At 54.0% G+C, this 24,069-nt stretch carries 26 protein-coding genes and 1 pseudogene; 7 read left to right on the forward strand and 20 right to left on the reverse strand.

Annotated elements, in window-relative coordinates; translation table 11 throughout:
- Positions 1-268, forward strand: a 268-nt coding sequence (locus GOB87_RS16650; RefSeq protein WP_206752347.1) for a hypothetical protein, incomplete at its 5' end; no start/stop codon positions are given.
- Positions 269-452: 184 nt separating this feature from the next.
- Here GOB87_RS16650 and GOB87_RS13220 read toward each other — a convergent pair.
- The 20 genes from GOB87_RS13220 to GOB87_RS13320 form a co-directional block, all read right to left on the reverse strand.
- Positions 453-2,276: a type IV secretory system conjugative DNA transfer family protein gene (locus GOB87_RS13220; protein WP_035367503.1), complete on the reverse strand. Its 1,824-nt coding sequence runs from the start codon at positions 2,274-2,276 to the stop codon at positions 453-455.
- Between the two features lie 10 nt (positions 2,277-2,286).
- Positions 2,287-3,330 (reverse strand): P-type DNA transfer ATPase VirB11, encoded by a 1,044-nt coding sequence (virB11, locus tag GOB87_RS13225; RefSeq protein WP_035367501.1) that lies wholly within the window; start codon positions 3,328-3,330, stop codon positions 2,287-2,289.
- The gene (gene virB10 / locus GOB87_RS13230; protein ID WP_035367500.1) at positions 3,320-4,450 is read right to left on the reverse strand and encodes a type IV secretion system protein VirB10; all 1,131 of its coding nucleotides are present in this window, start codon (positions 4,448-4,450) and stop codon (positions 3,320-3,322) included. The genes virB11 and virB10 overlap by 11 nt, the downstream gene beginning before the upstream one ends.
- Entirely contained in the window at positions 4,447-5,364 is a 918-nt protein-coding gene (locus tag GOB87_RS13235; protein WP_198911722.1) for a TrbG/VirB9 family P-type conjugative transfer protein, read from the reverse strand. The genes virB10 and GOB87_RS13235 overlap by 4 nt, the downstream gene beginning before the upstream one ends.
- Positions 5,364-6,053 carry a type IV secretion system protein VirB8 gene (locus tag GOB87_RS13240; protein ID WP_075594838.1) on the reverse strand — a complete coding sequence of 230 codons (690 nt, stop codon included), beginning with the start codon at positions 6,051-6,053 and terminating at the stop codon, positions 5,364-5,366. The genes GOB87_RS13235 and GOB87_RS13240 overlap by 1 nt, the downstream gene beginning before the upstream one ends.
- The gene (locus tag GOB87_RS17185) at positions 6,050-6,220 is read right to left on the reverse strand and encodes a type IV secretion system lipoprotein VirB7 (protein WP_198911723.1); all 171 of its coding nucleotides are present in this window, start codon (positions 6,218-6,220) and stop codon (positions 6,050-6,052) included. The genes GOB87_RS13240 and GOB87_RS17185 overlap by 4 nt, the downstream gene beginning before the upstream one ends.
- A 41-nt stretch (positions 6,221-6,261) precedes the next feature.
- Positions 6,262-7,188 (reverse strand): type IV secretion system protein, encoded by a 927-nt coding sequence (locus GOB87_RS13250; RefSeq protein WP_035367420.1) that lies wholly within the window; start codon positions 7,186-7,188, stop codon positions 6,262-6,264.
- A 17-nt stretch (positions 7,189-7,205) separates the two neighbouring features.
- The gene (locus GOB87_RS13255) at positions 7,206-7,595 is read right to left on the reverse strand and encodes an EexN family lipoprotein (RefSeq protein ID WP_035367422.1); all 390 of its coding nucleotides are present in this window, start codon (positions 7,593-7,595) and stop codon (positions 7,206-7,208) included.
- Positions 7,596-7,604: 9 nt separating this feature from the next.
- On the reverse strand, positions 7,605-8,285 hold the full coding sequence (locus GOB87_RS13260; protein ID WP_035367423.1) for a type IV secretion system protein: 681 nt from the start codon (positions 8,283-8,285) through the stop codon (positions 7,605-7,607).
- An 18-nt stretch (positions 8,286-8,303) separates the two neighbouring features.
- Positions 8,304-10,676, reverse strand: a complete 2,373-nt coding sequence (locus GOB87_RS13265; RefSeq protein ID WP_075594841.1) for a VirB4 family type IV secretion/conjugal transfer ATPase — start codon at positions 10,674-10,676, stop codon at positions 8,304-8,306.
- Positions 10,677-11,000: a type IV secretion system protein VirB3 gene (locus tag GOB87_RS13270; RefSeq protein ID WP_035367425.1), complete on the reverse strand. Its 324-nt coding sequence runs from the start codon at positions 10,998-11,000 to the stop codon at positions 10,677-10,679.
- 3 nt (positions 11,001-11,003) lie between these two features.
- On the reverse strand, positions 11,004-11,333 hold the full coding sequence (gene virB2, locus GOB87_RS13275; protein ID WP_035367427.1) for a pilin major subunit VirB2: 330 nt from the start codon (positions 11,331-11,333) through the stop codon (positions 11,004-11,006).
- A 3-nt stretch (positions 11,334-11,336) separates the two neighbouring features.
- Positions 11,337-12,047 carry a lytic transglycosylase domain-containing protein gene (locus tag GOB87_RS13280; protein ID WP_035367428.1) on the reverse strand — a complete coding sequence of 237 codons (711 nt, stop codon included), beginning with the start codon at positions 12,045-12,047 and terminating at the stop codon, positions 11,337-11,339.
- 58 nt (positions 12,048-12,105) lie between these two features.
- Positions 12,106-12,468, reverse strand: a complete 363-nt coding sequence (locus GOB87_RS13285) for a hypothetical protein (RefSeq protein ID WP_035367430.1) — start codon at positions 12,466-12,468, stop codon at positions 12,106-12,108.
- Positions 12,469-12,966: 498 nt separating this feature from the next.
- On the reverse strand, positions 12,967-13,536 hold the full coding sequence (locus GOB87_RS13290) for a recombinase family protein (RefSeq protein ID WP_035367432.1): 570 nt from the start codon (positions 13,534-13,536) through the stop codon (positions 12,967-12,969).
- Positions 13,537-14,797: 1,261 nt separating this feature from the next.
- Complete coding sequence (locus tag GOB87_RS13300; protein WP_014095364.1) at positions 14,798-15,742, reverse strand: replication protein RepA; 945 nt, start codon at positions 15,740-15,742, stop codon at positions 14,798-14,800.
- Between the two features lie 205 nt (positions 15,743-15,947).
- Positions 15,948-16,955: a FitA-like ribbon-helix-helix domain-containing protein gene (locus GOB87_RS13305; protein WP_194303354.1), complete on the reverse strand. Its 1,008-nt coding sequence runs from the start codon at positions 16,953-16,955 to the stop codon at positions 15,948-15,950.
- Between the two features lie 171 nt (positions 16,956-17,126).
- Positions 17,127-17,432, reverse strand: a complete 306-nt coding sequence (locus tag GOB87_RS13310; protein ID WP_035367438.1) for a WGR domain-containing protein — start codon at positions 17,430-17,432, stop codon at positions 17,127-17,129.
- A 115-nt stretch (positions 17,433-17,547) separates the two neighbouring features.
- Positions 17,548-18,564, reverse strand: coding sequence for an Abi family protein (locus GOB87_RS13315; protein WP_242006429.1), 1,017 nt, complete (start codon positions 18,562-18,564; stop codon positions 17,548-17,550).
- A gap of 216 nt (positions 18,565-18,780) precedes the next feature.
- Positions 18,781-19,431 carry a hypothetical protein gene (locus GOB87_RS13320; RefSeq protein ID WP_035367442.1) on the reverse strand — a complete coding sequence of 217 codons (651 nt, stop codon included), beginning with the start codon at positions 19,429-19,431 and terminating at the stop codon, positions 18,781-18,783.
- Between the two features lie 582 nt (positions 19,432-20,013).
- On the opposite strand from GOB87_RS13320, the gene GOB87_RS13325 reads away from it, so the two are divergent.
- The 6 genes and pseudogenes from GOB87_RS13325 to GOB87_RS13350 all read left to right on the forward strand — a co-directional run.
- Positions 20,014-21,906: a ParB/RepB/Spo0J family partition protein gene (locus tag GOB87_RS13325; protein WP_166317733.1), complete on the forward strand. Its 1,893-nt coding sequence runs from the start codon at positions 20,014-20,016 to the stop codon at positions 21,904-21,906.
- 101 nt (positions 21,907-22,007) lie between these two features.
- Complete coding sequence (locus tag GOB87_RS16865; RefSeq protein ID WP_239020190.1) at positions 22,008-22,226, forward strand: NepR family anti-sigma factor; 219 nt, start codon at positions 22,008-22,010, stop codon at positions 22,224-22,226.
- A gap of 101 nt (positions 22,227-22,327) precedes the next feature.
- Entirely contained in the window at positions 22,328-22,792 is a 465-nt protein-coding gene (locus GOB87_RS13335; protein WP_035367652.1) for a hypothetical protein, read from the forward strand.
- A 210-nt stretch (positions 22,793-23,002) separates the two neighbouring features.
- The gene (locus GOB87_RS13340; protein WP_035367654.1) at positions 23,003-23,245 is read left to right on the forward strand and encodes a type II toxin-antitoxin system prevent-host-death family antitoxin; all 243 of its coding nucleotides are present in this window, start codon (positions 23,003-23,005) and stop codon (positions 23,243-23,245) included.
- Positions 23,238-23,657 (forward strand): hypothetical protein, encoded by a 420-nt coding sequence (locus GOB87_RS13345; RefSeq protein WP_035367655.1) that lies wholly within the window; start codon positions 23,238-23,240, stop codon positions 23,655-23,657. Before GOB87_RS13340 ends, GOB87_RS13345 begins: the two co-directional genes overlap by 8 nt.
- Positions 23,658-23,954: 297 nt before the next feature.
- Positions 23,955-24,069 (forward strand): annotated as a pseudogene (locus GOB87_RS13350) (IS5/IS1182 family transposase); the annotation flags it as partial.

Consider the following 24,069-nt stretch of genomic DNA (forward strand, 5'->3'; position numbering starts at 1 on the left):
CTGCTCAAAACGCAGACTGGACGCCATCGCAAAAACCGTCAATCAAATCGCCAAAACCCAGAAATTACCGGCCAAGCACATCAATCAAGGGTTCTTCGATCCCTCCACCTTTAGCACCTCGTCGAGACCGGTTGCGGAAAAACCTTTCTCTGTCAGCGCTACCAAGCCAGCCCGCACCAGTGATGCGCGCGTCTCGTTGAATCCGGCCGTTGCCTTCGGTGGACGTCCGCGACGACGGGAAGGAGTGGCAGGATTCATACTGATTTAATTAGACCGAACGTCTATATAATTCAAACGGAGAGTCACCAACGCACTGATAGTTGATCCTGGCGACGAAGCACTTACCTCCCCATGCCCTTGGCAACCCAACTTCATCCCTCTCGCTGTTGAGGCCAGCATTTCGCAATCATAAAGCGAAGCAGCCTCAACTGTGTCAGAGCGCTCCGCAACGCTCAGGTAGGAAGCTTATTGAACCGATTGGCTGCAATTTTTTCCCTGATTTCGGGCCGTCGGAAATAGATCGGCATTCCACAGCGCAATGGGCGGCCACCCCGAACCACCACAAACGCTTCATCCACCCTAGTGTCATTCAGCAACTCTTCCCGACGGATCAGCGGACGACTGATTTCATGGTAGCTGGAGTTCGCACCGCGTGAGCGGTTACTGGCTTCCCACCCCTTTCCGGACGTGCCGGAGTTGCTGCCCTCGGATGTCGCCATGACGCCATATTGACCAAAGGTTTCTTCCAGTTCCTTGGCCGTATCGAGGTCAGAGATCGCAACATATGTCCGATGTGCAGCCGCCTCGTACCATGCGCGCTTTCCCTCGCGCCCCCATTGTTCTTCAAGCTGGCCGACCGACTGGTAAAGCAGCCTCAGAGTGATGCCATATTTCCGACCAGCATCCCGCGCTGTTGCCATGATTCGCATCCGCCCAAGACGGGCAACCTCATCCAGCAGGAAAAGGACACGATTCTGGATATGACCATCCGCCTCATAAACAGCGTTCAGCAAGGCTCCAATGATTGTGCGGCCGATTTCCGGTGTGTTTTCCAAGGCTCGCAAGGGCAACTGGACGAAAATATCCGTCTTACCGTCGATAAGATCGGACGACCGAAAACTGTCTCCGGACACGAGGTCAGCAAAGGCGGGATTACTGAGCCAAGATGTCTTGTCATCGGCGTTGCCGTACACACCCGAAAATGTTTCATCGACCAATCCTTTAAGCGCACCGGCTATTTGGCTCGCATAGGCGCACGGGCTGTTCGCATGAATCGTGCTGAGCAGATTCCTCATTTCTTCCTGCGGCGTGCAAACCCCGCTTCTCAGCGTCCGCAACGTCTTTTCTTCGTCTGGTAGATCCGGATCAAACATCATGTGCGCCAATAAACACGTCACAAGGTTTCGGCCCTGCTTATCAAAAAACTCATTATTATTGTCTTTTTTTGAACTACTCTCTCGACAGATCCATGACACGACATCCTGTATATTTGTAATAGCTTCGGGAGAATGAATGTCGATCCAGTCGAGAACATTAAACCCGATATCTCCACCGAGCCGCAGTTCATAAACCTGATGCTCCAGCGTCCTGGAACGGAACGGCCGGAGCATTGGACCCAATTCCGTGCTTGGATCAAGGACCACTGCTGATCCTGTCCATGTCGTCAGTGTGGTGACTGCCGATGTTGATTTGAACGATCCCGGTCCGGCAAAAACGAGGCTATGGGTCGACCCCGTTTCGCAGGGGTCTATAAGCAGTGGAGCCCGCCCGCCCTGTCCCCAAGTCTTTGGATCTTTAGGATGAAAAGGCATTTTTGCGCGCGGATCTTCATCGACACGGTATGCTTCACCAACAACCACCCCCCCGTAGTCCGGAGAAGGGCACGGAAAGAGCTTCCTGGCCTGCTTCATCGTCATCCAGTCGGCATAGCCGTGATTCTCAGTCACGCCACGGATCGGCGGCTGCCTTCGACTGAAGATGGAACGCCGAAGCGACGGACCAATTGCACCACGCCGCAAAGCCACTGCCAGCAGTATCAACACCACCACAATGCTGCCCGCACCCGCGCCGATCTTGAGCCACAGCACAACGACCGGGTTATCTCGGCCGTAAAGAAAATATAACCACCATTGATAAAATGGATGCGCGAACGAGCCCAACAAACCCGTTCCTTTTAAGAATACGACTGATGCAACGACAGTCCACGACACCAAAACTATCGCTACACTGAAAACAATCCTTGAAGTCAGGACAATCGACTTGGTTTCAAACGCCATATCGACACCCTCAGTATTTTGACAGTAGGTCCGCCACGGTTTCATTCCGCCGACGCGCATCAGCAGCCAGCCATACTTCTCCGATGGAATATACCGCGCCCATCGTCTCAAACGGCACGATCACATCAATCGCAGCCGAGAGCATTTCAACAAGGGTCTTGTCTTCCAGAGCCGCGCCTTGAGGTGAACCTTTGATAAGGGCAAATAATTTCTTAAATGCCTGCACGGGATTGGCGCCGTGAATGGTGGAAATTGAGCCCGGATGCCCTGAGACAACCTCATTAAGATAGGTCCAGGCCGCAACGCCTTCCCTCAACTCTTGCGGCAGAATACGGTCTGGACGCATACGCAAAGACGCTTCCAGTAGATCGCTCGGCCCAACCGTATTTATCCCTGTGCTCCCTTTGGAATACAGCAGCCGCACATGGTTAGGATGTGGAACTATCAATTCCAGAGAGTCTTCTATGGTTATCAGTCTCTCACCCAAGGGGATCGCCGAGATCAGCGTCCTAGACATGGTTGTCTTGCCGGACCCTGTCGCTCCGCATAGCAGGATGGTCAACTTGTTGCGGACGCATGCCGTCAGAAAGGCTTCCAGATTTCCGTCATCATAACATTTCAAAACCTCTTCATGCCGTCGCTGTTCGGCTTCGGTCCGCTTGTCCCAGCGGTTCCAGCGCGAGATGTCATATCGCTTCGTGACCGCGGTAAGAGCGGCGACATGACTGCCTGGCCGCCGGATCGTCAGACTTACCGTGCCGGCCGGTACGGTCGGGGGCAAGCACACTTGCAGACGTTCGCCGTTCGGCAGCTCCGTAGAGCACAGTGGATGCCGCTCTCCCACGTCCTGCTTGCGCAGAGCACCCGCCAAGATCGCGATATCTTCGAGATCCGCAAAGGTCAAAGGAAGGGGATGCCGAGTGAATATACCCCTCTGTCGAACAAAGACTTCTCCCGGTTTATTGACGCAGACCTCTTCCGTTGTCGGGTCTTCGAGCCATCCCGCAAGCGGCTGCATCAGAAACCGAAGCTGAACAGCGGCTTCATTGAGCATTGATACCTACCGTGGGCCTGAGATCATAGATGTCAGAAAAATCGAGATCACGAGCGACAAATATTGCGACCGTTTTTCCTTGTGCTTTTTCGCCTGTTGGTTGAATATTTATGTCAGCCTGCAATGCTGTATTTGCGACAGTCTGACCATTTGACTGAAAAGAGTTGAAATACGCACCGCTATTGTTGCTACCAACCCGCGATGCCAATTCCACCCCTGCATCCAGGCCACCTTGGATCACGCTCAAAAGGATGGCACTGCTGAAGCGCGCCCACCAGTGATTGTTTACCGTCACCTTTATGCCGCTCTCACCCAACTCCCCCGTTGCGGGTGAGTCCAGTTCAATGATGCCATGCTCCGGGGTCTCCGCCCTGTCCCAGATCACGAATGCCCGATCTTCACCACGCATCAAACCATGCTGCATTTCGCCCGTGACGATCGTTCCCTTATCCATAAGGACCACGTTCCCTGTTGTGCTCCGCACGTCCACGGGAATTTCGCATTTTGTGTAGCCAGCAAGCTGAGTGTTTAGCTTGGTCTGAAGAATGCACGGAATGATCGTGCCCTTCGTCACCAAAAAATCCGGATGCGGCAACATATGTGCTTTAGCCTGGTCGAGCACCGTCGGCTTCAGACGAACAGCGAGGGATTTATCATCCTGCGGTCCTGCCTGATGGGCAGCTTCCCCACCATTGGCGACAACCGCTTGTGGACTGGCTGGCGCAGCAGACGACGAGACACTGCCCGCACTGCTACCGGAAGCAGCAAAAATTGGGCTCTCGGCCGGCGTCATCTCGTGATGCTCTTGAGGCGTCGGGAAGAACCCACGGGACGCCTGTGGTGGCGGTGGCACGGGCATCGGAAGAGCCGGAGCGGGAGGAGCTGTGAGCGGTGCGCTATGTAGCTTCTGTCCCTGAGACACTACAGGCAGGTTTGGCTGCTGCTCATTGAGCTTCTTCGTTTTGTCGAGAGCACGCAACCAGATGAAGCCAAGCAGTACCACTACAACCAACGCCGCAATGCCCACCTTCTGCCACGCAGTCAGTTCGCGGCGGTTATTTCCAGATACGAGAGAGCCACCCTCATTGACCGGGCTATCATTGGTCTGATTCTCGCTCATTGGGCCGCCTCCTTCAGCGTACGGACCACGTTCGGGCTGATCGTATTTGTGCCGGGATTGTGGCCGACCGGATCGAACGCCTTATTGAAGACACACAAAACGGTATCTCCGTCCCGAAGACGCCACGCCGGAGCCAAATGGTCGGCGATCATCAGCGTGCCCCACCCAGCCGGATCGTTCTTCACGCTATAATTGGCCGTAGCTTCCTTGCCATCCGGGTTTATGGTGAACAAAGAGGGAAGACGTACATTCCCCGGGAACCGGAAGATGGTAATATTTCCATTATCCCATACTTCCAGTGGCGTGATGGAGCGATCACCTTTAGCAATGTATTTCCAATTTTTTGTTCCAAAATTTGGATCTTTTGTTTCCCGCTCCATTCGTTCATGCGCAAGTTGAAGTTCTAGTACTTTTGCGCGCGCTTCCGCTTGGGCCTGTTCTTGTTTTTGTCGTGCAAGAGCCGCCACGCGGCGCGCCGCTGCTTCATCCGCCGGGTAGGTAAACTGGACGCTGTAGTAAACTCCGTCCGTTGAGTTTGCGAGCGACGCCCCCGTAACAGTCTGGACTTCAAAAACATATCTGCGCTCCTGACCTGTGTCGTTGCGCGTGAGAACGACAACCGGCTGAAGGCTCAGACCATTGGTGGCCTTGAAAAACAGATAATTTCCGGCGGGAGCGGCTTTCAGATGAATGCTATCACTTACCGCCACGCGATCGACAGTTTCATGTGCGCCAAACCCGATAACGAGCGTCGCCCCTACAGCCGTGGATAGGTGGACAACCTGATCTGCTACGTACGGGACATAACGCATTCTGGTATCATGCCGACTTGGTAGCGGGTCTTGCTCTCCAAAAGCCGGCATCACAGACAAATATGTCGCCGCGAGGAATGCGGCAGCAGCGAGATACTTCATTATACCCCATCCTCTGACGACTGATAGGACGTGACGATCACACCGCCTGGATTATTCAGACGTGCTTTAGCGGGGAGATCGGTCAGGCGCAGGATCTGGACGGTTGCCGTCCAGGTCGTAACTTGTGGTCGCTGACCATCCATCGACACAGTACGTCGAAAACGCACCTGAATGACGCTATTACCAATTGGCGCCAGTGACACTTCTTCGACGTCAATCTGGCCTTTCTTACCGACAGTCACCTGCGGGGACTTCGGATTTGGGAAATTGAACCAGCTTTGATACTGGTCGCGCACCTGATCCGAACTCATGAGAGACACGGTGTCATACGCATACTGGGCTGTTGCGTAGGTATAACCCTCACGCAGTCGCACGTACTGCCAGACCGCTGAGTTGATGACCGCTTCGTCCATCGTCTTCGGCAAGCGCGACATCGATATTTCGCTGTCCACGGTCCCATCAGGACGCACCCAAAGGGGCATCGGAACCAATTTTTCAAGTGGTAGCAATGCTCCGATCGACCATGCCAGCCCCATGTTGGCAATCATCGACACCGCAAGTCCCGCCAGCAGAAATTTGTTGATCCGCACAACGGAACGGACCCGTGCTTTCTGAAACGTCTCGACCTGTTCATAATGTTCCGCCAACTTTTCGTTCGGAACGGGCGGGGTAAATTCGTTATTTGTCATTTATACCCACGCTCCTGTGGCCTTTTGAGATCCGCTTCTGTCGGGTGCCAGTGCCCTGCATTCAAGGCAAATGTCGCTCCTTTACATTTTGGCAACGGGTCATGACTTGCGCACGCTGATAAAACAGAGAGCATAAGTACAGAAATACTAATACGGATCTTTATCATCCGCCCCACTCCCCTTTTATTCTGAAACGTAAACCTATTTTTTACTTTGAAGCTTTTCTACCTATATTGGCACCCGCTTTTGCGATGGTCCCAACTCCGGCCGTAGTTCCACCGATGACCGTATTCATGATTGCCCCGGCAGGATTTACTGAAATTCCGCCGCCAATAAATGCCGCCGCTGATGGAAGCATCAGTATTATAAATGCGCTGACAGCAATAAATATCATGGTATCAAACATAATATCTATTGCAACACTTGGAGTTCCAGAAGACGAAACTGCATTTATATTTGTCTGCGTCATGTAGTCACTGATGCCTTGCGCAACAATCAACATGGCGACGTCCACCAATGCAGCTAGCAAGGCCAAACCGACCAATTTTCCCACCCATCTTTCCGAGATATTGCGTGTCGCGTCGAACAGGAACCCAGCTACTACAAACGGCCCTATCGTCACGATAATATCCGTCATAACGTGCGCGCATATGTAAACGGCAAATACAACCCCGAGAATAACGGCATCGCAAAATGCTATAATTGCAAGCTCAATCATATCGAATATTTGGTATGGATAAAGCTGGGAATCTATTTTCAGTGAATATCCGGAGATGTCGCCCCATATCTTATCAAGCAACTGCGGGGTCGACGACACTGAACCGCCTGACACAGATGATGCCGTCCATTCCGGCAATCCTGTGTGAAAGAAATTAACAATATATGAGTTGTATATACCAGATTCCAACACAAATGCAGAGACAAGAGACACTCTAACTATTCTTATAACTCCTCTTCGTGTATCTATATCACCGCGCATCACAAGCATTCCCGTTACGATGACCCACAATACGATGAGAGATGTGAACGGCGTTGCTACGGCGCTTAGAACATTACTTACAGTAGAGTTCATTCCATTATCGAATGCACTCGTAAGACTACTGTTAATGTCTTCATATACCGTTGTCGTAGCCACAGACGTTCTCCGATTTACTAAGACTTTCCGTTCTGGACCTCAGTCTGGATGCGGGCCGCAGCATCGCAATCAGCCTTGGGGGGACGAATACGGGGATTGGACAGCTTACATTTCGCAAGTTCGGCCGCGCGCAATGGCCCATTGGTGAACAGGACAGAGCTATCCGGTCCGGTCGCCTGGCGTTGTTTGCCCGTATAGAGTTCATCCCCAGCGGCAGCATTCTTGCAATCGGGATAGTTTTCGAACGTCCGATCGTTCTGACATTCATGCAGCACCTGCACATCCTCGCTACGATGCGCGGCGTACCAACTCACCGTGTGTTCCGCACGATCACGGCTTGGACTAGCTGTAGCGCTCCCGCCGTTCCATATCGCCATGACACCAATCGCCAGCATGATTTTCCGCATGATAGTTTCCTAATTCCCCAATCGCGCGTTTGCGGCGTTGACTTCCTCCTGACGCGCAGCCTCCTGATCCTGCAACATCTGGTTCTGCATCTGCGCCTGGGCCATCATTTGAAGATTCTGAGCGGCGGCTGCCTGCGCCTGGATGGCGTGGTTTTCGACCGCGATACGTCCGTTGATAGCCGAAATCTGAGTAATGTCTTTTGCGTTCGACAGTTCTTGCTTCATCTCGTCCAGGTTCGCGAGCCGTTGATTGATAGAATCAAGGTTTTGAGCTGCAACTCCTTGAATATTGGCAAGCGATGTCGTCCGCTGTGTGTAGGATTGCGCGACCGGATCATTTCCCGAGGCACTGTGTTTATTCAAACTGGCGAACTGCTGTCCGTAACTGTTCAGCGTATTCGCCGTGCCTGTGATTTGTCCGGCTGCCTGACTGACTGTCGGCAACGGGTTTTGTAAATTAGCACTATTGAAGCTTGTAAACATCCCGGTCGCCACATTCGGGACGTTCTGTAGAAGCGTATATTCCGCCTGTAGCTGCTGAAGTTCGCTCACCATTTGCTTTATTTCATTCGTCGTATTTGTGACGCTTTGAGCGATACTTTGATCATCAAAGACAGCGACTTGCGCTCTTGCTTCATGCAGCCCAACACTAGAAAGCGATACCAGTGCAACCAGACCATATACCTTCATTGTGCCCTCCCCTCGCTCTCAATCTTTCGCTTCGTGATAACGGGCCATGAAATGATCGAGCCATTGACTCGGATTGTCCCCGTATTCCTCTCTCAACCGCTCTGCGAAGTTCGCTCGGTTGGCACGACCGGACAAAACTGCGATGTATTCCGGCATGGAAGAGAGATCGAATTCGCAAATGACACTGCCGTTTTCCCTTTTCATGAGAAATCGCTTTGGATCACCCACCATCCCCTCGCGTACCGCGCGATATTCGCCCTCAGTGCAGCTTAATCCCGTGATGTAAGCGTGCCGGTCAGCCGTGGGCGACGGGTAGAGGATCTTCGTCATGCACTGCGCAACAAGCGAAGAACCCAACTTGGATTCCAGAACATGCTCTGGTTGCTGCGTTGCCAGAATCAGCATTCCATTGTTTTTACGAACGGTAAGCAGAAATTTATCGATCACGGCAGCAAATTTGGGGTCCAGTAGATAGGCCCTAAACTCGTCGCAGCTCATGAGGAAGCGGCGACCATCCACAACCTTCTCGATCCGATAAAGCAGATACGCGGCAGTTGGAGCGCATATCTGGTCATGATCGAGAAACGCTGTCAGATCGAAACCCGTTATGGAACTCGACAAATCAACTTCATCGGTTTCCCCGTCGAACAGCCAGCCCAAGGCTCCCCCACGACACCACCGTTCGAGCCTGGCCCCTGCTCCTTCCTCTGGACCATGAAGGAGGAACTGGCGCAGCCCTGCAAGAGATCGCATTTCCACGGGGTAAGACATCTGGCGCGCAATCCCGCGCTGAAGGCGTTTCGCGTCCTCAGACGAAATCGCACCCTTACCGTCACTTTCGATCAGCCCCGTGATCCAGTGCCGCAGAAACTCAATATCATCGGCTGTCCCTTGCAGGCCGCGCAGCGGGGCTAAGCCACACGAGACACCTCGCTTGAGGACGAGATACGTCCCACCCGTTGCAAGAACCAGGAGCTGCCCACCTCGATCCTTGTCGAAGAATACAACAGCCCCATTTACGGCTGACAGTGCCTGTTCCATCATGGCCATGACAAACATCAGGAACGTGGTCTTACCCGATCCAATCGGCCCAAAGATGGCTGTCATGCCAACATCCTTGACATGCGGCACATAGTCATAAGGGGTTGCGCCATCTGTGCGAAAGCGCGCAATCGCTGTCCCCCAATATCCGTCTCGGGAGCCAACCGGGAAGTTGTCAAACGTGGAGAGAGCGGCAAAATTGCTGCTATTGATGCTGCCGGGACGCGTCCGAAACTCCCAGTTTCCCGGCAACTGAGACCAGAAGGCAGCTTCCTGCCCTATCCCTTCCTGAACGACAACTGCGCCAGCATCAGTCAATCGCGCACGAGCACGGGCGCTACGCTCGCCGAGCTGGACCAAGTCGTCAGCATACACGGCGAGGGAAAAGTGATGCGCGCCAAAGACAAATTCATTTGAAATCAGTTTATCTACAGCATCAGCAAGCTGATCGAGTTGGCTGGTGGCCTTGTCTCCAGAACTTGCCATTTGGTTCGACTTGAGTGTCAACTTGTCGTCGGCCTGTGCTCGGGTCAAAAACCCGAAAGATTGGCTGACCACCACTGGAAATTCGACGCTCAACAACGCATTGAGCATTCCTGGTCGTGTGCGAGCCGGATACTCCCGAAATGAAAAGATTCCCCCCACGAAGCTCCTATCCAAAGACCGGATCTCGACCCCTCTTTTCCCGCAAATTACCCGATCCGTGTAAATTGATGCTCCTAGAGATCCAGACACAACAGGAACGGGCATCCACCGGGCAGAAATGATGAGGCGCAGTGCCTCACCTATTTCGGTAAAGACTACCCCATTGCGTTCCCGCAGGCCGAGGCGACGCACCCCGTAGCTATCTAAAGCAGAGGATACGATCTGCCAGACGTCCTCAAGCTGTCTGACAGTAGCCTCACTTCCCTCTGATGCGTGGCCCTTTCCGACCCGCAGCAACCTACTGCCCATCTTTCCGAGCGCATTCCGAGGCGTGACGGTGATCGTCAGGAAATAATCGTTTCTATATAACCGTCCTTCCAGCACTCTTTCTTTGTACGCATTCGACATTTTTCTTGCGAAATCTGAACGAAAATCTGTTTCCGGGAGATCCGGCACATCTGGATGCCGGATCATATGCGTGCTGACGGTCACATTATCATCGGCAATATTGCGGAGCACTGTATTCAAATTGCGCTTGCGACCATTCCGAACAGCCGGTTCTTCCAGTTCAAACGGCACGCCCTTAACGTGCCCCATTGCTAGGACAGACCCATCACGAAGAAGCACAACATCCTGCGCTATATGCCCAACATAGGGCAAATATACTTCGCCAGAACGTTCAGCATGTCCGGATTTACCAAACATTCAGAGCATCCCCCTGCCGCGTTTAGGAACCTTCAGCGGATTAGGACAGACAGAAGCTCCACCCCATACTGCACTATCAATGGATCTTCCTGCCGTTCGAAGGTAAATGAAAGCGACATTAACTGCATTATAGTCTCTTGAGACGAGTAATTTTGCTCCGAACCACAACGGAACTATCAGTATTTCGTAAAGCGGGTTCTGGATAAGCACGATAATAAAACCCGCAAGCATCATGAATACTGCGACAAGCGGCAACGGAACCCCTGCAACAAGCGCCGGACGTGTCGCAGCCAGGAATAGGATATCTTCTTCCAGCTTCTCCATGCCTCAGCTTCCCGTCAGTGTTGCCCCAAGATAGGCAGATCCGAACATGATGATGATGCCGCCAATGACACAGGCGAAAACCATCAGGGAGGCACGGCCAAACATCAGCGCCAGCCCGACCGCAGCGATTGCCAATACCGCAATGCTTTGGCCAAATTGGCCTAGAATAAATGTGCAGACATTATTGACCATTGTTGTCGGCGCGGCTCCGCCAGATACAGTCTGTGCGTGAGCAACAGCCGGCAGAACTGTCAGCAGCGCAAGCATCCAGGCAGCCACGCCCTGCCTGAAGCACATATTTCGACGCGGATAATTATGAATGGACGACAGCATAGCTTATTCCTTGCGCAGTTGCGGAAAAATGGCCGAACTGTTCGTGGCCTGGACAAACAACGCAGCGTCAGACGCACGCGGATTTTCCGCTTTTTTCTCTGTCTCAGACGCCGTGCTGTATTCGAAGCTGCCCCACACGTCCCACGCCGGGGGTGCGTTCGGGTCGACTGGGGCCGCAACCTGCTGGGGCTGGGGAGCGGCTGGAATGTCGCTCTGACCCATGCCTACATCGAGCGCAGGAACAACCTTGCGAGCAGATGCTTCCACCTTGCCCACATAGCCATTCGTAAAACCGCGCTGTGTATCTCCGGTATTGTATTGAGAGATTGTTACCCGTAGCGCCTGCTGCTGGGCTTCGTGGTTCTCACCACCCACATAGGCATCAGACAGGATGATTGAGGCTGCTCCAATAGACACACAGGGATCAAAGGCATCCTGAACCTTCAAACCAAGGGCGGGCAGATTATGCGAATTGATCTGCATAATCCCGAGATCAACCGAATGCCCAGCCGCGATCAGACTAGTTGCCGTCTCGGCTGCCTCAACATCAGTGCCCAGATTGAACGCTTTTTTGGTATTATTGTCGTGTATCAGAAACGGATTGAAGCCTGATTCAGTCTGCGCGATCGAGGCGAGAGTAACAGGAGCGACATTTGGGCCGCATTTCAGTGCAAGTTCACCGAAATCCTTAATAGGTAGAGGCTGCGCGTACACTTTGCCTGCTGCAAACGATAATACAATTGCAACAAAAGCAAAGTGTACGCTCCTTAATTTACTCTTTGTAGCCTTCTGACGTAATCGTTCCTGCGGGATTGTCGCCGAGGTCTTCTGGAAGGACGCCCACGAAGGTATTAAGCGCGGGGTCCCCAGACGGGTAAATCGTGATCCGCCCTTCGTACCCGATGCCGCGAATAGTCTTATAGAGACTTCCAAGGTTTTTGTATGTTCGTACTCCCTCGGTGCGGAATCTGGAAAGAATCCTGAACGTACGGCTCTGCGTCCAGTCTGTGCGGAAATAGACCACGAAGACAGACCCTTCATCGATGTCAGGCCGAGCAACGATGAAGACACCCAATATTTTCCCGCCGTCCCGAAGTCCGGCTTTGATGTCGGCCAGCTCGAACGGTTCCAGCAAGTGACAATCCCCCTTCCTACTATGCCCTTCTCCTGAACGCGGAGAGAGCCAGCAGGCAAACAAACCGGGGTGTTAACTTTTGGCAAGACCGAAGAATTCTGCATGACGACGACGAGACCTCACGCTCGGGACATCCGTTCGTCAGCGATCTGACTGAATCGGATAATATCGCCTTGTAGAAATATCTATTTTTTCTCATATCTCGCAACTCAAAAAGTCCGTTCCAAACGAAGATCACAAAAATTTATCTTAAAGAAAATGGCTGTTTTTCGCCATTTTATATGAGATTCAGCATTCGACAGCGCTCATACATCACGGAGACGTGAATAATGTAAAGAAAACGATCAGTCGCGAACGACGATATACTTTATGTGGTATTCTCTATTTTTTTTTCGTTCGGAAACGCGAGATTTCAGGCTGATTTAGCCCTCAATAATTTTGTGTCACTTTTTATATTTTTGTCTCATTATAAAATACGAACTGACATGATTGAAATATTTATTCCACGTTTCTTTTGATGGTTCTATATACTGTTGGACGGGATATTGAGAATACATCAGCCAAATCGCTTATAGAATACTCTCCCGTTTCGTGCATTCGCCGTAATTCCTGTTGCTGTCTTACACTAAGCTTTGGCTGTTTTCCTTTCAGTTTACCTTTTTGTTTTGCAATCAACATGCCTTCGCGAGTTCTCTGCCTGACAAGATCCACTTCAAACTCTGCGAACGTGGCCAAGACATTGAAGAACATCTTGCCCATTGGGTCAGTCGGGTCATAGACGTTCGATCCGATTGCCAGCTTCGCTCCCTTGGAGGTCAGCATCTCGGCAATACTTCGCGCATCGGGCACTGACCGGGCAAGGCGATCAAGTTTTGGCACAACGAGCGTATCACCCCGCCTCACCGCAGCCAGTGCCTGGTCGAGACCCGGCCGTTCTCGCTTCGTGCCGGAATACCCAAAATCGACATAGATGCGATCTTCATCCACGCCGAGCGTCGCGAGAGCAGCGCGTTGCGCTGCCAGATCTTGAGTGTCCCGTGAACAACGGGCGTAGCCAATCAGCATCATGTAACGTAAAGCCCCCCCCCTTTTGAGAAAATTACCGTACCACCTAAATGAGACATCCTTTGTCTAGGGTTTTCGTTCCGTTGTCACGTCTTTTGAAAGTGTCCGTTTAACGATCGTCTTATGAGACATCATTTTTAAGAGGAGAACGGCATTGTCGTACCGGCCCGCGCTCACCGTTGCTATTTCCCAACTGGTTTCACGTTTGAATGTCTGCCTGGTGTCAACAGTCCGAACGGTATTGCCAGCGAGCTCGTCCAAAAATGCCGCGTGGCCTCATCCAGATTATTTCATCAGTCCATGCCGGCGCGGTCATAGTCCGTCGGTTCGCGGCTAATATCCTCGGGTGTCATGTCGGTAACCCTGCCTAGGGGGAGAGTATCCCGCGAAAAAACAGACTCGCATCAGAACGGCTTATAGGCCGGATATGACCATGTGCTGCTACCTGGGCACTATCTGAGTAAGAAGATCATGAGGGCTCGTTTCCACCGCGGAACCCCGTTCGATTGCATACGATCAGCGAGCACCCGATCGGCCGCGAATGTGTTCTTGAACATCGGGGAAACAGCTAATCGCTTAGCGACAGCGGCTTTCTCGCGCCGCAGTCGTTTTCGCTCCCTGATAATCAGAATGTCTCTCAGAAAACCCATTCTTCGTTTCCTCCCAGGTCTGCGCATAGCGCCGCGCCGAAGGCGAGCGGCGCCCTCCTCTTAAATCTATCAAAAAAAATCTTATTGAAGTTGTCCGGTGGAATTGTGGTCAGAGCCGGAGCGTGTGGGCAGGTCGAAGAGCTGTCCACACGCTTCGAGCGTTCGCCCTTGGGCGACTGTCCACAATTCCACCGGAAAACCGCAGGCAACTACCGGAAAAACCTATCGGTTTATTTATCGGGAATCATACCGGTTTTAGGGGGGTGGTGATTGCACCGTCCTTACGGGTGGCGATTGCACCGTCTTTGGGGGTGGCGATTGCACCGCATCCGGGTGGCGATTGCACCGGGATAACTTTTTTATCCACAGAGGCGAGCCTTTCTCCAAAAAGGGTGGCGATTGCACCGTGTTTTTGGTGGCTGTGAGGCGGATAAAAGGGGTGGTGATTGCACCGTCTTTCCTGCGGAGATCCGCTTGGAAAAAGGGTGGCGATTGCACCGCACCGAAGATGTCGGAATCGCTCCAAAAAGGGTGGTGATTGCACCGTGATAAACCGGGAGACACGCTGTCCAAAGGGTGGTGATTGCACCGCCCATTATACCCGAATTTTTGAGTTAAGCCTCTGACCCAATTACTTTTTGGAAAGAGACAACGGTCTGTCGCGGGACAGGAGGTGGCGATGCGATCAGCCTCAGACCCGTTCGAACCTGTTCCAGCTTCGCATCCGGATAAACAGCCGAAACCTGTCGCAAGGCTATCAGGAATGCCTTCTTGAAATTCTTGTCGTCCGTATATTCCTGCCCAAACTGTAGCCGAAGGTTGGACCAGGTCAGCCGTTCACCAGATCCCCGCACGCGATGAAGCCGATGGGCAAGCCACGTATAGATGTCGAGTGCCAGTGCGGAATGCTGCAAGCCCTCAAGCGCACGAGGATCAAGGGGAACGGCGTTTTCTTTCAACTCGTGCCAGAATTTCTCGGACAGTTCGATCGTGCTGTCTTTAGCGAGGTTTTTGGTCCACGCATCGAATTCGTCTACCGGTCGGGCGTTCAGATTGCGCGACCCGTAACCGAGCTTCATTTCACAGGCGCACAAGGCGTTCATCTGTGCCCTGAATGCCTCACGGGATGGGCCGTTCTGGCTGATGTTCAGCCGTTTCATGAATTCGCTGATGGTCCGGCCGACCGCGACAGTGCGCGATTTGGTCCGGATGGCTTCGGTACTGATATGGAAGAGGGCCAGGCGTGGCTTTGTCCCATAGGGAACGAAGAGCTTTTCCCAATGACCGTCGTTGTACATTTCGCCGGCTGTAATGAGCAGGGACGCCTTGCCATTGTTTCGCTCGAAGCGCGTTTCCTTCGTCCTTTTGCGGGGGAGTCCAACTTGGCAGAGGACCGTGTGCATGAACTCAATGTCGTCAGGCGGTGTTGCCTGGATTTCGGCCGAGAGCTGGATGACGCGCGCGGTTGTCGGAGAAAGCACAAGCTCACTCTGTTCAGGCGGTGATTTGCGTTTGCTCATTCGTCCGATCCCTCTCTTCCCTGCTACGTTGTTCAGCATATCGCGTGTGACGCAAGGCTTGTTTGTCTGCTTGATGATTCTGATCCGACGTTATCGTTTCGGTGCAGGTGATGGAAACAGATTTTATGGTTATTCATTTGCGGACAAACGAAAAAAACTTGCCACCATCCAATATACGCGGGTCTGAGATCATATAGATTTTGCACAACAGATGTATTTGGTCTGAAGTGACAGGCGAACTGTTTCACGTATCGAGCTTCCCTAGAAGGGCTGCGTTCTCGATTTCTTTCGAAAGCGGATGCTCACCGCTTTCGATCGACTCCCGAATGTTCGATGCGCTCTTACTGTCAGAAATTTCTTCGTACAGATCCGTGCAGAGCTTTTTCCATCCCGGCCAGTAATTGCTCCGTGCGAACTCATTGGAATCCCAAATGTCTTCCCACCACGGCAGGGAGGACAGGTCGTGAAGCAGTGCTGACGGGTTGTGCCAACCGTCCTGAAGCTGGCGGTAGGTGCGCTCGCTTGCGATGTGGCTCGTGATTGCGAGATCCGGGGCCAGATCGCACTCGCTGTAGACCTGATAAAGCAGGTGCCAGACCTGAGTAAGATTACGCAGGGAACTCCGACCGCCCCCGCCCGTGTCCTCGGATACAACGTAAGGCGTGCGGATAACCAGATCCTTGTCGGCCCACTGTTTCACCAGGAGCAATCCACCACGTTCGCCGGCGCATCGGATGAACCGGAGCCCCTGAAGGTGTGTTTTTAGGGTTTGGGGGTCTGCATCGAGCAGCCACAGGACCCCTTGACCGGCATTCTCTGGAATTCGGTCATACTCGCAAAGATATGGGGTGCCCTCGCCATAAGCCAGCCAGTCTGCCGATACCGAGCAGTAAGCGGCAATGGCCTTGAGTTGGGAAAGGCTGGGCTCAGCTATCCCCTCAATCCATTGTGCAACAGGCGTGACGTGATCTTCTCCGATCGCGTCAGCCAGGCGCGCGGCGCTATATGGTGGACGTGTCGAGAAAGCGCTGGCCCGACCGTTTTCTGCGAGGGCAATCGCCTGCTGCAAGCGTTGTGAAACTGCCTCGACCTGCATCATGGCGGGCTGGTCTGCCCACGCCTTCAGCGCAATTCTCAGTTCGGCTTCGACGGATCGCGCCGATGCGCCGGCCTTGCGCTTCAGAGCACTGATAAGAGTATCGTCTAAATTCCTGATTGTCAGACTTGCCACGGAATCATCCTTCCTCTCCAAGAAGGATGATTGCACTTAATTGATATCGTAATGCAATCATTATATTGATTGCATCTTATTCACGACCCTGTGAGCCTCTCACACGCCAAACGATACCTCCTTGGTCACTGATATTCGCTCAATGAATGAAGTTTGTTGCAGGGGTCATGCAGGAAACACTCTGCCTCTGAGTTAATCCAGACCAATGGCGAGCGTATAGCCGCGTTTCTGCCGATAACGGACCATTTTCGACAGCGCATTTATGGCTGTGCCCTCATCCGGATAGAGATCGAGGCACTGCGATCCCATAGTGCCGATCCGTCCCCACTGCCTTACGAGTGCCGCGCCGCCGAACAAGTCGGGTTGAACGGACATCGCGTAAAAGCGCCATTCATTCAGCTCCGGTCGAATACGCCGAAGACGTGCCGTAAGCGGGAACAACGCGAGTTGGGCGGCCTTATGCAAGGCGGCGGATTTTTTTGGCTGTCTGGATTTCATGACGGTCCTGCCTATTGGCAGATTCTAGCACCGGACCAGTCGTGAGTACAGAAGAATGACAGAAGTAGAAGGTTTCTGACGTCGTCTCGGTGAGAGACTTCATTGAGCATACGCATCAGGTCCAGATCGGGAGCGTATTCCAGCCTGCAAGAAACCCGCCCTGTGTTGCGTTCGCCAAAGGCATGCGCGGAAACGCGATCCAGTGATCTCGCATTCGGCCGCTCCATGATGTACGTGCACTCAGCTTTTTGACGAGATAGCTTGCGACAGCGGCTGCACCATATACACGGGTTCGTTGCACGGGAGCCGTGCCGATGTGCACCAGTGTCGCCGCTTCGAATGGTTTGGGGACCGCAGGCTGATTGACCATGCCGGTGTTCCACAGGCGAGAATGATGCGCACTGAGGTTGCGCACACCAGCGAGGCACCTGATCCAGCTTACGAGCGTATCGGGAAGCAAGCCGTACTGCTTTGCAATCGTAGAACGATCGTTAGGATGTGCCATTTCCAGAAGCCAGGAAAGGGTGCCAAAATCCCACGTTTCAACGGCCATCCAGATCGGCAGTTCTGAGCTATACGTGTTGAAAAAAGCCGCTACCCATTCCTCCTGCGATCGGCGGATGGCCTCGTCCGCCTTGTCCAGCCAGACGTCATGACGCGGCCGCCCAGAATGTTTGAGAATGATGGTTGCGCGACGACTATCGAGAAACTGAACAGAACGGTGCGCCAACGGATTGCGCTTGCCCAACGTGTGCGCGAGATCAACCCGCAATGCCACCTCGATCCGCTCGATCGCATCAAGGAACAGAATGCGAAGCTGCTTGTCGAACAGGTAGAGATCGACCGCGTGACGGAACTCGGCACCAGCCTGGAATTGTGGGCTGCGGATAGTTTTGGAAGAATCAGTGGGATCAGGCACAAGCTGCTGGAAAGTTTCCAGGTAGGGGCAAAGCCGCCCATAACCTATTCTGCGCAGATGATCGGTTGCTTTCGCCTGGTCGGTAACTCCTAAGCCCCGTTGTATAAGGAGTGCGACTTGATCGGCGAAACTGAGATGGGGCTTGGTATAAGGCGGAAGCATTTGCCTGAAAAAAAAGAAGGCCGCCCCTTGATGTCTTGAACTTGCGTCCATGAACAACAGCGGAGACGGCCGTGTTAGGTGCGCTTCTATCCCGATACGTGGAGGCCGTCAAGAACAAATAGAGGGCTTACTAATAGCGTATCCTCTACCGTATCCTCTGTCGTATCCTCTACCGTGTCCGGAATCTCTGGCCTCCTCGCAAAAAACGAGCGCTGTGGCGCCAGCGCAGCGATGCCATCGAAACACCTCACTGCAACAGGCTTATCTCTAGGATCGTATGATGATCTCGATGGATTCTTCCGGCACCCCGAGGAACATCGACAGACTTTTCTTCGCATCACTTATGGAAAGCGGTCGCAAATCGGTGCCGGCCTGACCGACCTTCTTCTTTTCCTGTTCGTCCGGAAGACCAGGTTCTGTCAGAGGTACGCGCGCGATCGGCTTATGAGCTATTCCGGCACCAGCTCCCACACGCGAAACGGGGCTGCTGGCTTCTTCATCATAGAGTGAAATCCAGATCCCTCTCCGCTTTGTCGGCACACTATGTCCGGCCTTGATCCGGGCCTGATATGCTCGGTCAAAGCGCGCGCGCATTTCATCCCCTTCAATAAAATGCACCTGCGCAAAACGCGGATTTTCCTTGTCATCTACAGAAACGGCCACGACCGCATCCACATCGGACAACGTGACCCAGGCATCACCGGCATCATTCCTCGGAAACGCAATCCATTGATCCTGTGTCGTCCTGATTGATACGATTCGTTCCTGGCTGCCTTTTGTAATCTTCCGAACACTTCCTTTTCCGAAACCGGGGATTTTCTCGACCTTCCATCCGTGATTCTCTAACGCATGAATGCCAGCTTCAAAGAGTTGTGTCTTTCTGGATGCCTTTTTGGGGTCTTCAAAGATATTCGCCATATCGGTCTGATTCCTCGCTGATTTCTTTCTGATAAATGGGGTATCATTGATTCGTCAATGAAATCCTTTCGTGACGAATGGATTTATCCCTCAAAGATCAGCGATGCGCGTGCGGGCTTTTTCGGGGGCTTGATTTCCGCTCTAGTTCGTAAGGCCGGTATATCCCCCCGATGCTCGCCCCCCCCCCCCAAGGGGGGCTGCGCTGGTGCCAGCAGCCTCGCTCCGGTCTAGGGGATCATCCACCCCATCTTCCTGCGCTCCCTTTGGTCGCTCCGTGCAGACGGGTCCCCTGAGATGACCCCTAGACCTGCGCTGCGTTGCCGGCGGATCTGAAGGTGTCGGGACGAAAGGCGTCGCTGCGCTGCCTTTCGCCCTGCCGCTGGCAGGTCGAACGAAAGGCTGGGGTTTTGAGGGGGCGGATGCAAGGGTAATTTTTGTCGGGAAACAGCCGTTTTCTTTGTGAAAAACTGCATTTTTCTCTTGCTCCTCCCTTATTATATCGTGTATATAATAAGAACACCGGGCGGGAAAACGTGGGGGGATGGTCCTTCCTCCCCGCCCGGTGCAGGGAGGGTAAACCCTATGTCTGCAACACTCCGCAGTGAGCCCAAGAAAGCCACCACGAAGCCCACCAGAAAGACTACGAGCAAGACGCCGACGCCAATCACGACGCCCGCCAACGATACAGACGGGACACGCATCCCCTTCAGCAAGCTGTTCCGTTCGCCCCTGAATGTCCGGCGCACGGTGCCCGCCATCGCTATCGAAGAACTGGCCGACAACCTGAAAGCCGTTGGCCTGATCCAGAGCCTTGTCGTCGTGCCGGATGGTGATCGCTTCGGCGTTGTCGCGGGCGGCCGACGCTTTCTCGCCATGTCCCTGCTGGTCGAACGCGGCGACTGGACCGAGGACAAGTCCGTTCTCTGCCGGATCGTGACACCCGAGGAAGCCGAGGAAATCAGCCTTGCCGAGAACGTGCAGCGTCATGCGATGCACCCGGCCGACCAGTTTGAGGCGTTTGCCCGACAGGTCGAATTGGGACGCTCCGTCGAGCAGATTGCGCAGCGTTTTGGCGTCTCCGCTTCAATCGTCGCGAAGCGCCTGAAGCTGGCGTCCGTCTCTCCTGCTGTCATGAGCGCCTTCCGAGAGGATCAGCTCACGCTCGAACAGGTTTCGGCCTTCACCGTGGCGGACGATCACGAGGCGCAGGACAGTGTGCTGCAATGGGTGCTGGATACGCACTTTCAGGTTGCCCCGCACTCCATCAAGAACCGGCTCATGCAGGGGGCCGTTCCCGAAAGCAGCCGCATCGTGTCCTTCGTCGGACTGGATACCTACCGCGCTGCGGGCGGGACCGTGGTGCAGGACCTGTTCGGAGAGAACGGTTTCCTGACCGATACCCCGCTTCTGTACGAACTGGCCGAAAAGAAGCTGGGCGAAGTCGAAGCCGGGTTCAGGGCCGAAGGCTGGTCATGGGTTGAACGCATCACGGACCGGCCAAGCTGGTTCTATTCCACCCCTCGCCTGTCGCCAAAACAGGCCGAGCCAACCGCCGAGGATGCCGCACGCATCGAGGCGATTGCCGACCGGCTGACCGAGATCGAGGAAAACGAGCAGTCCCAGGGCCTGACCGACGAGGAAAACGAAGAATACGATGCCCTGACCGCCGGGCTTGAGGCATTGCAGAATGCGGCTCACCTGTGGAGCGCCGAGCAGAAGGAACAGGCCGGGGTCTTCATCATGACCGAGGGGGCGGAGATCGGCACGACCTATGTGGGCATGGTCAAACCCGGCGCGAAGAAGAAGGACGCCGCCAGCGCCAGCACAGGCACAGCCGAGAATGACAGCGCCGCGCCCACCATTCCCAACGGTCTGATGGAAACGCTCTATCGCGAGCGGACAGCCGCCCTACAGGCTACGCTTGCGCGGGACAGCGTGATGGTCCTGCGGGTTCTGGTCCATGCGCTTCTGATGCAGCACCACGGCGTGATGTCTCCCCGCTTCGAGATGCCCGAAACGCCGCACGACAAGGCATCCAACCCGGCCATGTGCGCGGTTGCCGAATATCGGCTGGAACGCCTCAACCCTCTGCGCATCCCGCAGGATGATCGGCTGTGGCCGTGGCTTCTGGGCCGTACCGAAAGCGAACTGGTCGAAATCCTTGCCGCCTGCGCCCTGCCCTTCGTGAATGCCGGAAAGGAGAACTGGTCCGAGGACAGGCAGCGCGGCTCGTCGCGTGACATCGCAGCCTCAATCGGCTTCGACATGCGCGAATGGTGGAAGCCCGATGCGGACAACTTCTTCCGTTCGCTGACGAAATCCACCATTGCCGACTACATCACCGAGGCAGGAGCAAACCCCGGCGACTGGCAGAAGGCAAAACGGGATGCCCTCGCCACCGACGCGGCCAAGGCCGCAGCGGAAAGCGGATGGCTTCCGGCCTTTCTCCGCACACCCGGCGCAGCGACCGCATGACAACAACCGGCCGGGGCACTGCGCCCCGGCCACCCGCTCCGGCGGATGATGCCGGGCTCGCAATATTGTGGAGTGCTCCACGACGCCAGAATCTTCCTGTCGTGGGCGATCCGATTAAAATGCAGTGGGAAGGATCGGATATGCACAAGTATTCAGATGAAAATTTTCTGGCGTCTTGGCTGAAGCGCGCGCTGCGTGCCCGGTTCGGTGCTGTGGTGAAAGAACCTGTTCCCGATACTCTTTTGTCTCTTCTTTCCGAGGTACCAGAAAGTGAGAAACCCGAAAATCAGGCGGACAGTGCGTTACCTCGGCGCGAGTAAGTCGAAATCAATTCCCGCTCACATAGTCGACCGGCAATTTCTTACGGATAAGACCGGGTTTATGGTAGCAACGGCAAAACAGGTTCTAGCGGAATCAGGACATGACAACAGAGCAGAATACTGCGCCAAATGGCGTTGACCGTCTGGCTGGGCATATTGCTGATGCCATCGACACGCTGAAACTGATCGTGGCTTTCGGTTTTGTGGCTGGTGTCGTGATTATGTTCTGTCTGATGCGGGACCGTGGGCTGGAACTCTTGCCGCAATGGTTCCTGGCCCTTCATGGGATAGGCATCCTGACGGTCGGTCTCATTTTTTCTGTCATGGTGGCGGGTCTGTCTGTGATGTTCACGCACAGCTTTCGATCTGTGAAAATCATTGCTCTGCCCGTTGTCTTCTTTCAATTCATGTTCGGCGTACTGGGGCTGCCGATGATGATGGGAGCTGATGCCTCGCCCGTGGCTTTACCACTCTGGTTCTCGACCGCAATCGCCGTCCTCGGCCTGCTAGGGGCATGGGGCGGACCTGTGGCCGCGCTGCTGGTCGCGAAAAAATCAGCTAGGTGAGCACAGAAGAGCGGATGATTGCGCCCTCTGTGGCATAGTCTCTTCTCCCCTCGGGACAGCCACGATAAACGGAAGCCCCCTAACGGGGGCTGTGTATCATTTGGCGGCCCTGTAGGCCGCCATGCCTCTGCTATCCTCAGCGATTTAATTTGCAGAATATTCAGAATTTCTGTATATTCTTGATATCACCCCCGTGGGAGGATACAGCCAGTGAAGCAGTTTGCAGCGGGCGACCTGACCCGCAATACCGGTGATCTCTTCGAGGCCGCAGCCGTCGCCCCCGTCGCCATCACCAAGCATCGCAAGCCCCGGTTCGTGGTCATGTCGGTGGAGCGATACGAGACGCTGACCAGCAGGGATACGGGCAGTCAGAAGGCTTATGCCGTCAACGATATGCCTGAAGACGTTGCCGCCCTGTGCGATCAGGGGATTGAGGACTATCTGAATGGCTGATGACTTCCCGCGTGTCGGCCAGGTCATCGACTATCACTATCTCTGGAAATGGCAGGATTTACGAGGTGAGACGGAAGGCCGAAAAAAGCGGCCGAGCTGCGTGGTCGTCGTCGCCATTGACCGGGACGGCAAGCATCACCTCTTCATCCTGCCGATCACGAGCAAAGAGCCTGCCGCTGATCGTCATGCCGTGCTGATTCCGGAAACCGAGGCCCGCAGGGCGAAGCTGGATACGGACATGCCCCTGTGGGTGATGGTGGACGAAGTGAATTACGACATCCTCGAAACGTCCTACACGCTGGAAGATCGGGCCGCGCGCGGCCAGTTCAGTCCCGCTTTCAGCAAACAGATCGTTCTGGCGTTCCGCTCAATGCGCGATGCACAGGCATTGCGTATCTCGAAACGGACATGAAAAAGGAATACCAAAAATATGTGTAATATTGGCGAAGAATCTTACAAAGAGAAATGTGAAAAATGCGGCACAGTGAATAGAATAACAATTCAAACGGGACCGGAGCATGGGGGGTGGAGTGAAAAGTTTACTGTTCATTGCGCAGAATGCGGCGATGTTATGGACCGGATTTCCGCTTTCGGCCTGAAGAGCGTCGAAAAAGTCAAAGGCAAGTGAACGTCTAAGAGCCCGATCCGAAAGTTTTTAAACAATACCAGCCTGTTGTGATTCATCCGTCTTTACGAAAAGATGGAGTGAATGGTGACATGGACTGGTATTGCCCGACGTGAACATAGCCGGGAAGGACTGCGATATCCATCGGATATGATGGACGGGGAATGGGCTTTGATCGTGCCATTTGTGCCCCCTGCGA

Source organism: Acetobacter estunensis, assembly GCF_011516945.1.
GTDB classification, from domain to species: Bacteria; Pseudomonadota; Alphaproteobacteria; order Acetobacterales; family Acetobacteraceae; genus Acetobacter; species Acetobacter estunensis.

Bases quoted from the DNA above. Each gene is read 5' to 3' on its own strand.
- virB11 (WP_035367501.1), bottom strand. From the start codon at position 3,330: ATGCTCAATGAAGCCGCTGTTCAGCTTCGGTTTCTGATGCAGCCGCTT.
- GOB87_RS13240 (WP_075594838.1), bottom strand. From the start codon at position 6,053: ATGACAAATAACGAATTTACCCCGCCCGTTCCGAACGAAAAGTTGGCG.
- GOB87_RS13325 (WP_166317733.1), top strand. From the start codon at position 20,014: ATGTCTGCAACACTCCGCAGTGAGCCCAAGAAAGCCACCACGAAGCCC.
- GOB87_RS13235 (WP_198911722.1), bottom strand. From the start codon at position 5,364: ATGAAGTATCTCGCTGCTGCCGCATTCCTCGCGGCGACATATTTGTCT.
- GOB87_RS13300 (WP_014095364.1), bottom strand. From the start codon at position 15,742: ATGCTGAACAACGTAGCAGGGAAGAGAGGGATCGGACGAATGAGCAAA.
- GOB87_RS13270 (WP_035367425.1), bottom strand. From the start codon at position 11,000: ATGGAGAAGCTGGAAGAAGATATCCTATTCCTGGCTGCGACACGTCCG.
- GOB87_RS13315 (WP_242006429.1), bottom strand. From the start codon at position 18,564: ATGGACGCAAGTTCAAGACATCAAGGGGCGGCCTTCTTTTTTTTCAGG.
- GOB87_RS13320 (WP_035367442.1), bottom strand. From the start codon at position 19,431: ATGGCGAATATCTTTGAAGACCCCAAAAAGGCATCCAGAAAGACACAA.
- GOB87_RS13290 (WP_035367432.1), bottom strand. From the start codon at position 13,536: ATGATGCTGATTGGCTACGCCCGTTGTTCACGGGACACTCAAGATCTG.
- GOB87_RS17185 (WP_198911723.1), bottom strand. From the start codon at position 6,220: ATGATAAAGATCCGTATTAGTATTTCTGTACTTATGCTCTCTGTTTTA.
- GOB87_RS13345 (WP_035367655.1), top strand. From the start codon at position 23,238: ATGGCTGATGACTTCCCGCGTGTCGGCCAGGTCATCGACTATCACTAT.
- GOB87_RS13260 (WP_035367423.1), bottom strand. From the start codon at position 8,285: ATGAAGGTATATGGTCTGGTTGCACTGGTATCGCTTTCTAGTGTTGGG.
- virB10 (WP_035367500.1), bottom strand. From the start codon at position 4,450: ATGAGCGAGAATCAGACCAATGATAGCCCGGTCAATGAGGGTGGCTCT.
- GOB87_RS13265 (WP_075594841.1), bottom strand. From the start codon at position 10,676: ATGTTTGGTAAATCCGGACATGCTGAACGTTCTGGCGAAGTATATTTG.
- virB2 (WP_035367427.1), bottom strand. From the start codon at position 11,333: ATGCTGTCGTCCATTCATAATTATCCGCGTCGAAATATGTGCTTCAGG.
- GOB87_RS13220 (WP_035367503.1), bottom strand. From the start codon at position 2,276: ATGGCGTTTGAAACCAAGTCGATTGTCCTGACTTCAAGGATTGTTTTC.
- GOB87_RS13310 (WP_035367438.1), bottom strand. From the start codon at position 17,432: ATGAAATCCAGACAGCCAAAAAAATCCGCCGCCTTGCATAAGGCCGCC.
- GOB87_RS13335 (WP_035367652.1), top strand. From the start codon at position 22,328: ATGACAACAGAGCAGAATACTGCGCCAAATGGCGTTGACCGTCTGGCT.
- GOB87_RS13255 (WP_035367422.1), bottom strand. From the start codon at position 7,595: ATGCGGAAAATCATGCTGGCGATTGGTGTCATGGCGATATGGAACGGC.